A 12,047-nucleotide genomic window follows, 5' to 3' on the forward strand; every position below is an offset into this window, starting at 1 on the left:
CCCCTGCTGTTATTATTCTCTATCAGTGTATAAGCAGCTTTGTTGAACAACAAAGCTGAGCGACCTAATAAGACGTTGATCTTGCAGCTGTGAATGGCTGACAGGGGCGAACTGTCAACCTATACGTATAATAATCTAATTGAATTGTGTTAAACACATTGCCCGGAGTATCTCATGTTTGAACCCATGAAAATGCTTCGGGGGGGGGTGTCTCATGCTGAGCGCCCTCTCTCGATTAGCGTTAGCAAAGTAGCGGATCGTTCCATCAGGCGGGTGTCGTAAATGGACGCCGCCTTCTTCGACAATAAAACTAGTATTCTCAAGGACGATCTCGTCAGGGTCATTAAAGAGGGAGATACCGTTTCCGTGGCGGCATCGGTGTTCTCCATGTACGCCTTCAACGAGCTCCGTGAGCAGCTTGAGTCTCTCGACGAGTTCCGGTTCATATACACCGAGCCGACCTTTGCCAAAGAACGCGCCAAGAAGGAACAGCGTGAGTTCTACATCCCGCGCCTCTCGCGTGAGCAGGGGCTCTACGGCACGGAGTTCGAGATCAAGCTTCGCAACGAGCTCACGCAAAAGGCCGTTGCGTCTGAATGTGCGAGCTGGATTAGAGAGAAGGCTCGTTTCAGGTCCGCAACAGCCGGTCCGGCACCCGTGGCGCCCGCTCTGACTGTGAGCGGAAAGGAAGATGCCTCTACCTACATGCCCTTCCAGCGCTTTACGGTAGGGGAGCTTGGGGTGGGCGATCATCCCACCGTGACGGGCGTCTCACGTCTCAACACCTCGACGTCTCGACAGTTCCTTTCCATGTTCGATCAAGCATGGGAAAACGGAGGGCTGGAAGACGTCACGGATACAGTCGTGGACAACATCCAGGCAATGTATCGGGAGAACGCACCCGAGCTTATCTATTATGCGGCGCTCTATCGAATCTTCCACGAGTTTCTCGACGACGTATCAGCGGACAACCTTCCCAAGGAGGGAGCGGGATTCCGTGAAAGCGCCATCTGGAACCTCCTCTATGACTTTCAGAGGGACGCGGTTCTTGCCATCATCAACAAGCTCCAGACCTACGATGGCTGCATCCTCGCCGACAGCGTAGGCCTTGGCAAGACGTTCACGGCGCTCGCTGTCATCAAGTACTATGAGTCGCTGAACCGCAATGTGCTCGTCCTTTGTCCCAAGAAACTTTCGGACAACTGGACGATGTACCGCAACAACCAGATCAACAATCCCATAGCCAGCGATCGTCTCCGCTACGACGTGCTCTATCACACCGACCTCTCGCGCAAGCGGGGCAAGACCGTCACGGGCATGGACTTGGAGACGATCAACTGGGGCGGATATGACCTCGTTGTCATTGACGAGTCTCACAACTTCCGTAACGGCGAAGACACAGCAACCGCGGCAAAGGATGACGGGACGGGTGGTACCGAGAACCGCTATCAGCGTCTGATCAACCACGTCATTCGCGGTGGGGTCCCCACCAAGGTTCTCATGCTCTCCGCGACCCCCGTCAACAACCGCTTCCGTGATCTTCGCAACCAGCTGAGGCTTGCCTATCAAGGAGATCCGGCTGGGTGGTCGGAGAAGCTGGGGCTCTCTTCCAACATTGAGGACGTGTTCAAGAGCGCTCAGGGCGCCTTCACGGTCTGGTCCAAGCTTCCCGCCGAGGAGCGCAGCACCGAGGCACTCACCGACTCGCTCGACTTTGACTTCTTCAAGGTCCTCGACCAGGTGACGGTTGCTCGCTCGCGCAAGCACATTCAACGCTACTACGACGTGAGCGCTATTGGTCCGTTCCCGCGTCGCAATGACCCTGCTTCGATTTATCCCAAGTTGTCAACGCTGCCCAACAGCACCACATACAGTGAGATTGCCAACTCGCTTGACCTGCTCAAGCTTGCGGTTTACATCCCCTCACATTATCTGCTGCCGTCGGCGCGAGGCAAGTATGAGGACAAGAACGGCAACCTCACCACGAGCGGTCGCGAGACGGGTGTCCGCAAGCTCATGGCAGCCAACCTGCTCAAGCGCCTCGAGAGCTCTATCTCGTCGTTCAGGCTCACGCTCGAGCGCGTCTTTTCGGTCATGAACCAGTGCCTCAACACCATTGAGGTGTTCAAGGCCGAGGGTATGGCTACGGCGAAGGTGGACGCATCTTCTTTTGGCGACGGTTTTGACCTCGACTACGAGGATGCCGACTTCATGGACTTCTCCGTGGGTGGCAAAACGCAGTTCGACCTCCGTGATCTTGACTGGAAGAGCTGGGAGAAGGACGTCCGAGACGATGCTCAGACCATCGAGGGCCTGCTCGAGATGATTCGCGGCATCGATGCCGAGCACGATGACAAGCTCCTGCGCCTCGAGCAGCTCATTGCCGAGAAGGTCGAGAACCCCATCAACCCGGGCAACAAGAAGATCATTGTCTTCACCGCGTTCGCCGACACCGCAAACTACCTCTACGAGCATATTTCCGAGTTCGCATCCCGCGAGCTGGGGTTGGGCGTTGCTGAGGTCACGGGATCGGGCGGCGGAAAGACCAACGTCGAAGGCGTTCGCGGTGACCTTTCCGAGATCCTCACCTGCTTCTCGCCCGTCTCCAAGGACCGCGATAAGGTCTATCCGCGTCTGCGCGGCAAGGATATCGACATCCTCATTGCCACGGATTGCATCTCTGAAGGTCAAAACCTTCAGGACTGCGATTTCCTGGTGAACTATGACATCCACTGGAACCCGGTGCGCATCGTCCAGCGCTTTGGTCGCGTGGACCGCATCGGTTCCAAGAACGACGTCATCCAGCTCGTCAACTTCTGGCCGGACGAGGATCTGGACAACTACATCAACCTCAAGGCGCGCGTCGAGAACCGCATGCACGCCGTCGTTATGACCTCGACTGGCGACGACGACTACATCAACGAGGACGAGAAGGGCGACCTTGAGTACCGCAAGCAGCAGCTCGAGCAGATGAAGCACGAGGTCGTGGATCTCGAGGACGTTTCGGGTGGTGTCTCCATCACCGACCTCGGTCTCAACGACTTCCGTATGGATCTGGTCTCCTACTACCAGGAGAACCCGAATATCGACAGTGTTCCCACGGGCATCGATGCCGTGGTGGAGGGCGACGCTCCGGGCATCATCTTCGTGCTCCGCAACGTGAACCAGGAGCTCGACGCCAAGACACGCAACCAGATTCACCCGTTCTACCTGGTGTACGTGAGCGACGAAGGCGAGGTCGTGCACGGCTACCTCGATCCCAAAGAGTCCCTCGACGCCATGAGGCGCCTGTGCAAAGGCAAGTCCGAACCCGACGCAGTGCTCTGTCGCGCTTACAACAAGGCCACGAAGAGCGGGCGAGACATGCGCGGCGCCTCGAGCCTGCTGCGCAGTGCCATCGAGTCGATCGTGGAGGAGAAGGCCGAGGCCGACCTCGACAGTTTCTTCTCCGGCGGTACCACGAGCTTCCTCGAAAACGACGTGGCGGGCCTCGATGATTTCGAACTCATCTGTTTCTTGGTGGTGAGGCCACGTGAGTAGCGCGAGCGTAACCCTCGGGCTTCCGAGCACCGCGCTCGTGGGGCGCGCCATGCCCAAGAAGGTGTTCTATGAGCACTTGAAAACGACTACTGCTATCAAAGACGAGTTTGTTCATAAGATCGAGCGCATCGAGATGCTCGCAGCGATTAAAGAGAAGAGCATTCATATCCCTGCGGGTGAAACGGTTGCCGAGATCGACGTACTGGGCATACAGCTATCGGGCGCAGACGTGCCGTATGACGCAATTGACCAAATTGCAAAAACGGTTCCCAATAAGCTGCTGTTTGCCTGCCTTGAAGGCGAATCATGCAAGCTGCTGGCAAAGAGCGACAAGATATATGAAACTGCCTGGCTGCCAGTAGGCGAGGCGTCGCTCGAGCTGCGCGGCGCCACGCTCGACGAAGTGTGGGCGAGCCTGTGTTCGCAGGTGGTATTCGGCGATGCCGACCCTTGTGATTTCGCAGGAAGGTTGAGTCGACGCAATGAACTGGCATCGCTTTGCGTACAGCTAGAGAAGCTACGGAAGAAGCGCGCTGGCGAGAAGCAGATCGCAAAACGTAACGCACTATGGGATGAAATCAAGAAGATTGAAAACCGTATAGCAAAACTGGAGGCGCAGTGATGGAGCACGTAGAACTTACTACCGAGAATATCATTGACGAGAATGTCGAGAAACTTGCCGAGCTCTTTCCTGAGGTCGTGACCGAGATTCGCGAGCCCGATGGCACCCTTCGCCACACCATCGACGTTGATGCCCTCAGGGAGCGCGTGGGCGATGTCGCCGATGGTCAGAGGGAGCGCTACCAGTTCACCTGGCCGGGCAAGCGAGAGGCCAAGCAGGAGGCTTACCGCCAGATCGACAAGTGCCTGCGCCCGTGCCCCGAGGAGAGCGTGAACTGGGACACGACCGGCAACCTCTACATCGAGGGCGACAACCTCGACGCGCTCAAGCTCCTGCGCAACACCTACGCCGGCAAGGTCAAGATGATCTACATCGACCCGCCCTACAACACGGGTCATGACTTCATCTACGACGACGACTTCGCGCGGACGAAGGCCGACTACGACGCGGAAAGTGGGGACTACGACGAGGATGGAGGCCGCCTCGTCGCCAACCCCGAGTCCAACGGCCGCTTCCACTCCGACTGGTGCAGCATGATGTACCCGCGCCTGCTGCTCGCAAGGGACCTGCTCAGCGAGGACGGGGTCATCTTCATTAGCATCGATGAGAATGAAGATAGCACCCTTGTCCGTATAGCTACGGAGGTGTTTGGACATGCTAATTATCTCGGTGAAATTATATGGGATAAGCGGAATCCGAAGGGCTCTGTTGGGGGAGTATCTTTCCAGCACGAGTCGATAGTTGTCTTTGCTCGCAATAAGGCAAGTTTTTCGATAGGCCAGTTTATTAAGCGTAAAGAACACGCGGATGAGATTCAAAAGATGGCAGCGCATCTGTATTTCACAAGCAAAGGAGATTACGAGGTCGCAACGCAGAGATTCAAGCAATGGCTGTCTAGCAAAAAGGGCGAATTTAGTGGTGGAGAGCTTGCCTATTCGACAATCGATGAATCGGGGAGAGTGTATCAAGCCGTATCAATGGCTGCTCCCGATAAACCTGAGACAAGATCACATAGGCCGCTGATTCATCCTGTAACGGGGAAAGAGTGTCCTGTCCCGGCTAAAGGCTGGAGATTTACTGATGAGAAGATGGATGAGCTGATCGCAAGCAATAAAGTGGCCTATGGAAAAGACGAGACCACTCAGCCAAGGCAGAAGTACTATTTGACTGATAACATGACCGAAGCGTTTTCATCCTTAATTTACTTCGGTGGGAGCGGAGACTCCCTGGGCCTTCCTTTTGATAATCCAAAGCCACTCTATGTGCTTAAGAAGCTAATTGAGAGCAGGCCGTGCGCAAATTCACTTGTCCTCGACTTCTTCTCCGGATCCGCCACGACCGCACATGCTGTCATGCAACTCAACGCTGAGGACGGCGGAAACCGCAAGTTCATCATGGTGCAGCTGCCGGAGGCCTGCGACGAGAGGTCGGAGGCCGCCAAGGCCGGCTACGAGAACATCTGCGAGATCGGTAAGGAGCGTATCCGTCGCGCGGGCAAGAAGATTGTCGCCGAGGTGGAGGAGTCCAACCGCCAGCTCGAGCTCGGCGCGGAACCCAAGAAGGTGCCCGATACCGGCTTCCGTGTGCTCAAGATCGACTCTTCGAACTTCGAGGACGTTTCTGCAGAACCCGCAGAGTACACCCAGCAGACTCTTGCTGGCCTTGCGGACAACCTCAAGCCCGGACGCACGGCGGAAGACCTACTTTTCCAAGTGATGCCGCAGTTCCAGATCCCACTTTCGGCAAAGATCGAGAAGCGTAACGTTAACGGTTCTACCGTCTTTTCCGTCGATGATGGTCGTCTTGTAGCATGCTTTGACCGTAATGTTGCGACAGAGACTATCGTTGCTATGGCAAAGTCGCAGCCAGACTACGCTGTCATGCGCGATGCCTCGTTCACGGGCGACGATGCTGTCTCGAACTTCGGCGAGCTCTTCAAGACCTACAGCTCCGCCACCATTACCAGAGTGGTGTAAGAGGTCTGAGCCGTATTGCGTGTTCGAATCTAGATAGGCAGTATCATGGAATTCAAGTTTACCGTTCAGGAGTATCAAACGCAGGCTGCCTACGCCGTGGCAGATGTGTTCGAAGGCCAACCCCGCATCGAGGGTCAGCAGTTCGTGCGCGACTTGGGTGCCGACGCCCGCGATGCCCGCGGCCAGCTGCTTTTGAGCTACGAGAGTGCGGATGGCTACAAGAATGCGTCCATTGTGCTCTCCGGCGCGCAGCTGCTCGAGAACATCAACAAGGTTCAAGGACGCAACGGTATCGAGCGATCCGATGCGCTACATCACGCGCTTGGTGCGTGCGAGCTCGACGTAGAGATGGAGACGGGTACCGGTAAGACTTACGTCTATACCGAGACGATCTTTGAGCTCAACAAGCGGTACGGCTGGTCGAAGTTCATCATCGTGGTGCCAAGTGTGGCTATCCGCGAAGGTGTGGCGAAGTCACTTGCCATCACCGAACGGCATTTCGCGGAGCGTTATGGCAAGCGCATCTGGTGGTTCGTCTACAACAGCAGCCGCCTGAACGAGCTCGACAGCTTTGCCGGCAGAAACGACATCTCTGTCATGGTCATCAATATGCAGGCGTTCAATGCGTTCGATGAGGCGAAGAGCAAGGGCGAGGGGCGCGGCGGTGACAAGACGGCGCGCATCATGTTCTCCGAACGCGATGACTTTGGCAGTCGCCGGCCCATCGATGTGCTTGCTGCGACGAACCCCATCCTCATCCTGGACGAACCTCAGAAGATGGGAAAGAAAGGCGGCGCCACGCGCAAAGCCATGCAGCAGTTCCATCCGCTGTTTTCGCTTAACTATTCCGCGACACATGCGGAACACCACAACGAGGTCTATGCTCTCGACGCGCTCGATGCTTACAACATGCGCTTGGTGAAGCGCATCGAAGTGAAGGGCTTTGAGGTACGTGGGCTGCGCGGCACGGACGGCTACCTGTGCTTGCAGGAGATTCGAGTAAGCCGCGACCGGGCGCCGCAAGCACGCATCGAGTTCTCGCGCCAGCTGGCAAGCGGGTCGGTGAAGCACGTGTCCAAGCTCTTCGATGTGAATGACAGTATCTACACGGAGTCTGGTGAGCTCGAGGCGTACCAGAACGACTATGTCATCTCCGAGGTCGTACCCGACCAGCCCGGCGTACTTGGTTGCGTGCGTTTCCGCAATGGCGAGGAGATTCGCTGCGGCGAGGTGGTCGGCGACTCCACGGGAGCGGATATTCGCCGCGTGCAGATTCGCGAGACCATCAAGAGTCATCTGGAAAAGGAGGAACGGCTCTACGAGCGTGGCATCAAGTGTCTCTCGCTGTTCTTTATCGATGAGGTGGCCAAGTACCGTCTCTACGGCGAAGACGGCGAGGAGCTTCTGGGCGAATACGGCAGAATCTTTGAGGAGGAGTATGACGCTGCGGTGGGCGAGCGCCTGCACAACCCGCGTTTTGGCGACGACCTCCCTGGTTCGTACGTCGAGTACCTCTCGCGCTTCCGTCCCCACATGGTGCACAAGGGGTATTTCTCTATCGATAAGAAAGGACGTGCGGTCGATAAGATTTCTAACTCGGGGTCTGAGGCGAAGCTGTCCCGCCGCGACCTCGAAGAAGGCGTGAACGACGAAAGTGCCTACGACCTTATTCTCAAGAACAAGGAGCGCCTGCTCTCCTTTGATGAGCCCACGCGCTTCATCTTCTCGCACTCGGCGCTGCGCGAGGGCTGGGACAACCCCAATGTGTTCCAGATCTGCACGCTCAAAGAATCCGGCTCCGAAACTAGTAAACGCCAAGAGGTGGGTCGCGGTATGCGCCTGTGCGTTGACCGCGACGGCAACCGCCAGGATGCGGCGACGCTTGGCGAAAGCATGGTGCAGGGTGTGAACCTGCTCACCGTTATTGCTTCTGAGAGCTATGCAAGCTTTGTGGGTGACTTGCAGAAGGATATCCGGGCAGAGCTGCGTCGTCGCCCCGGGGTGGATGCCGGGCTCTTCCAAGGTGCTTCCGTCTCAAACGGCGCGGGCGCGACGCTTACGTTGAGTAATGCCGATGCGGACGAGATCATGTATGCGCTTGCGGCGAATCGCCTTGTCGATAAGACGGGAACCCCGACGCAGAAGTTCCGCGATGAGGGCGTAAGTTCGATTTCTGCCGACGATGTGAGCGAGCACCTGTATGACTTTTTGCCGGAGATCGAGAAGCTCGTCCAGAGCGTGTACGACCCGTCTGCTTTGGATGACATGATCGGCAACGGCCTTGAGCAGAAGGTACTTACCAACCCGCTGAATGATAACTTCAACAAGCATGAGTTCCAGGAGCTGTGGAATCGCATCAACTTCAAGCAGGCATATACCGTCCATTTCGATGATGGCGAGCTGAGGCGCAAGGCCATTGCCAACATCGATAGGAGCTTGATGGTGTCAAAGGTGAGCTACCGCGTGGTGACAGGCGAGCAACAGGCGACCGCGAGCGAGAAGGAACTTGAGACGGGTACGCATTTTGCCGTGCAACACACCGAGACAAAGGAGCTTGAGGCGACCGGCGCCGTGCATGTGAAGTATGACCTTATTGGCGAGGTGGCGCGTCGCGCACGCATCACGAGGCGCAGCGCGGCGGAAATTCTTGCTGGCATAAGCGCGTACAAGTTCCGCATGTTCCAGGACAATCCGGAGGAGTTCATCGTCAAGGTGGCAGATGCCATTGTGGATGAGAAGGCTACGATGATTGTGGAGCACATTAGCTATAACCGGCTCGAGGAACGCTATGACGCCGCGATTTTTACCGAGTCAATGCCCGAGAACATGTCGCGTGCTTACCATTCGAGGAAAAACGTGCAGGATTATGTTTTCCCAGACGGCGCTGCTGAGCGTTCGGTGGAGCGGCGCTTTGCGGAGGAATTGGACGCTGCAGACGAGGTCGTGGTCTACGCCAAGTTGCCGCGTTCGTTCCAGATTCCGACTCCCGTGGGCGGCTATGCCCCTGACTGGGCGATCGCATTCAGGCGCGATGCCGTGAAGCACGTGTTCTTCATCGCGGAGACTAAAGGTTCTATGGAGTCGATGCAGCTGAGGGGCGTAGAACAGGCAAAGATTGCCTGTGCCCGCAAGCTCTTCAACGAGATGAGCGACACCGACGTGCGCTATGATGCGGTTGATAGTTACGAGAAGCTGCTTGAGCTGGTGAGATAGATGAACCCGGCAGAGTATTCAAAACGATATGGAAAGAATAGCGGCTCGGTGTCGAAACTGCTGAAGGCAGGACGAGTCCGTGGAGCCAGAAAGATGGGAAATACCTGGGAGATTCCAGAGGATGCTCTCATAGAGTATGCGGTAAGGAAAAAGAAGAATAGAAATATAAACGATGTAATTTGGGATATTGTTGAAGCGCTATCACATTTCCAGTATTTCGATGCCGAAGTCTTAATGGTGCCGCAAACCCAGCTTGAGAACGCGATCAATATTGCGGTTTCCCAAGGGCTCGTCGAAGAGTCTTCCGTGCCAAATGATGGGATTACTTCGTGCGGCTACCAATTGACTACGGTGGGCGTTGAAGCTTGCGAGAGCAAGAAGCTCGATTTTCTTAAACAGCTCGTTGGAATCATGGGGAGCTATAGCGGATCCGCGGCAAGAGCATTTATAGAGGAATCCTAATCTGTCAACGTGAATGTGTGGATGTTGATTGCCGGGCACATTGCGCTTGTGGCAAATGAGATATTCGCATGGCCGATGCCGTCAGATTGGATGGTAATATGCGGATTCGCTTAGAAGAAGATATGACGGGACGCGCTGGCAACTCCCAGCGTGGGCAAGCCTCACAAGCCAGCTCTAGGGTCGGCCATCCCCGCTTGCGCCCGCCGTGATAAGTTTAAACATTCCTATCATGGTCTTACCTCCTTTGCAGCTGCAAAACAATTTGATGAAGCTGATAAGGGGCTTGATCAACCCGAGAATGGCGCTTATGAGCTGTGATGACTATAGCACTATACGAGTGTAGACTACATCCGTTCCACCGTATTCGTCTGGTATTATCGTTCGCTTCGAGATTAATAAGGACAGCGAAGTGAAATAGAAGCGTGAAACAGATGTTGAGCTCAGAATCAAGACGTTTCTTCTTGGCTGTCAAAGCTGTTTAAGATTCAAATAATCTTCCAATACGCCGATTATTTCTAGAAAAAATCGTCATTAATGCCTATTATTTCAATATGAGAGCTTGCGACAAGTAGATCCCACGGGAGGCGGATGCCCCATGAAGCGCAAGGTAACAGCCGCACTTGAGGCATGGGCGGCAGAGCGGAACAAAAAGCCGCTCGTTCTGTTCGGCGCACGTCAAACAGGGAAGACAACGTCGGTGCTCGACTTTGGCGCGACGCGCTACCAAAGCGTCGTGCATGTCGACTTCGTTCGCCAGCCTTCACTTAAGGCGGCTTTCGAGCGTAGCCTTGACCCCAAAGACATCATCCATCTTCTTGCGGCCTTACTCAGGCGCAGCATCGAACCTGAGGGAACGCTGCTGTTCTTCGATGAGGTTCAGGAATGCGACCAGGCTATCGCGTCGCTCAAGTACTTTCGCCAAGACGCTCCGGAATACGATGTGATTGCGGCGGGCAGCTTGCTGGGTGTGCACGTGGCGCGCCAAGGCTCATTTCCCGTTGGATACGTGGACATGCTCACCATGCATCCTATGGATTTCGAGGAATTCTGCTGGGCGATGGGTGAAGAACGCGCGTTTGACGTGGTGCGCGCGAGCCTTGCATCCCGGGTGAGTTGTCCGCTCCACGATCATATGATGGAGCTGTATCGCGATTATTTGCTGGTGGGCGGTATGCCCGAGGTCGTGTCGCTGTGGTCCGAGGGTGCGTCACTAGAACGCGTGCGGCGGGCGCAGCGTGATATCTCGACCGCCTACGTTGCCGATATGACTAAATACGCCACCGCTGCCGATGCGGCGAAGATCGTCGCGACGTGGGGCAGCCTGCCTGCTCAGCTGGCAAAAGAGAGCGGGTCGACAAAGTTCATGTGGCGCTATGTCGCAAGCGGCGCCAAGGCGGACCGCTATCAAACTGCAGTGGATTGGTTGGTGGCTGCGGGCATCGCGTCTCAATGTACCCAGGTGAGCGATGGGAGATCGCCGCTCAAGTCGTTCGAGAACCCTGCGTCGTTCAAGCTGTACGTGGCCGATACGGGGCTTCTATCCTGCGCGTACGATGCCACGCCCGCAGACTTCGAAACCACCGATCGTGCGACGGGTCATTTTCGCGGGGGCATGGCGGAGAACTACGTGATGCAACAACTCGTTTCGGCGGGAGTTCAACCGTATTACTGGGGTATGCAGAGCACATACGAAGTCGAGTTCGTTGCGAGCTTGGGAGGCACGGTGGTGCCGATCGAGGTGAAGTCTGGTAGGAGGGTTCGTTCGACCAGCGCCGTGCGCTTTGCCGAGAAGTACGGTTGCCCACTGATCGTGCGTGTGTCTGCCAAGGATTTCGGCTTCGACGGAACCGTGTTCAGCGTCCCGCTCTATGCGGCGGTGTTGGTGGGAGAGCTGTGAGCTTCATTAGATTCTTTGGTTGGCTTGGCGCGGTAGGGGGAGGTACCCATGGACGAGCGTATTCTCATAGACGTTGACCGCCTGCGCGCGGCGCTCATCGACGAGACGGGGCCGGCAGTGTTTTCGGGCTCGCCGTGGGCGATCGTGGACGTGGCGGCGCTCGAGGATGCCAGCCCGAAGGAGCTCGTCCGCGAGGCAGAGCGCCGCGGCTGGGATCTGCGCCGCTTCGAGGCCCGGTGAGAATCTGAGTCCAGGACGGAATATATCACGGAGTCAATGGTCATTGGGGTCGGGTTCAAATGACTCACTGAGTCAAACGAACCCGACCCCAATGACT

7 protein-coding genes are annotated in these 12,047 nt (G+C 56.2%); all 7 read left to right on the forward strand.

Going from position 1 to position 12,047, the window contains the following annotated elements; translation table 11 throughout:
• Window positions 1–282 precede the first annotated feature (282 nt).
• The 7 genes from HGEM_RS01750 (at window position 283) to HGEM_RS01780 (ending at window position 11,950) form a co-directional block, all read left to right on the forward strand.
• Entirely contained in the window at window positions 283–3,540 is a 3,258-nt protein-coding gene (locus tag HGEM_RS01750) for a helicase-related protein (RefSeq protein ID WP_019127678.1), read from the forward strand.
• A complete protein-coding gene (locus HGEM_RS09630; protein WP_019127679.1) occupies window positions 3,533–4,162 on the forward strand; it encodes a DUF4391 domain-containing protein in 630 nt (209 codons plus the stop codon). Before HGEM_RS01750 ends, HGEM_RS09630 begins: the two co-directional genes overlap by 8 nt.
• Window positions 4,162–6,138 (forward strand): site-specific DNA-methyltransferase, encoded by a 1,977-nt coding sequence (locus HGEM_RS01760; protein ID WP_019127680.1) that lies wholly within the window; start codon window positions 4,162–4,164, stop codon window positions 6,136–6,138. Before HGEM_RS09630 ends, HGEM_RS01760 begins: the two co-directional genes overlap by 1 nt.
• Before the next feature lie 45 nt (window positions 6,139–6,183).
• Window positions 6,184–9,351 carry a type III restriction-modification system endonuclease gene (locus HGEM_RS01765; protein ID WP_019127681.1) on the forward strand — a complete coding sequence of 1,056 codons (3,168 nt, stop codon included), beginning with the start codon at window positions 6,184–6,186 and terminating at the stop codon, window positions 9,349–9,351.
• Window positions 9,352–9,813, forward strand: a complete 462-nt coding sequence (locus HGEM_RS10315) for a hypothetical protein (protein ID WP_195891228.1) — start codon at window positions 9,352–9,354, stop codon at window positions 9,811–9,813. It abuts the gene before it with no gap.
• Window positions 9,814–10,408: 595 nt separating this feature from the next.
• Window positions 10,409–11,710, forward strand: a complete 1,302-nt coding sequence (locus tag HGEM_RS01775; protein WP_019127683.1) for an ATP-binding protein — start codon at window positions 10,409–10,411, stop codon at window positions 11,708–11,710.
• 48 nt (window positions 11,711–11,758) lie between these two features.
• Window positions 11,759–11,950, forward strand: coding sequence for a hypothetical protein (locus HGEM_RS01780; RefSeq protein ID WP_019127684.1), 192 nt, complete (start codon window positions 11,759–11,761; stop codon window positions 11,948–11,950).
• Window positions 11,951–12,047: the final 97 nt, after the last annotated feature.

The sequence above is a fragment of the Enorma massiliensis phI genome (assembly GCF_000311845.1).
GTDB lineage: Bacteria > Actinomycetota > Coriobacteriia > Coriobacteriales > Coriobacteriaceae > Enorma > Enorma massiliensis.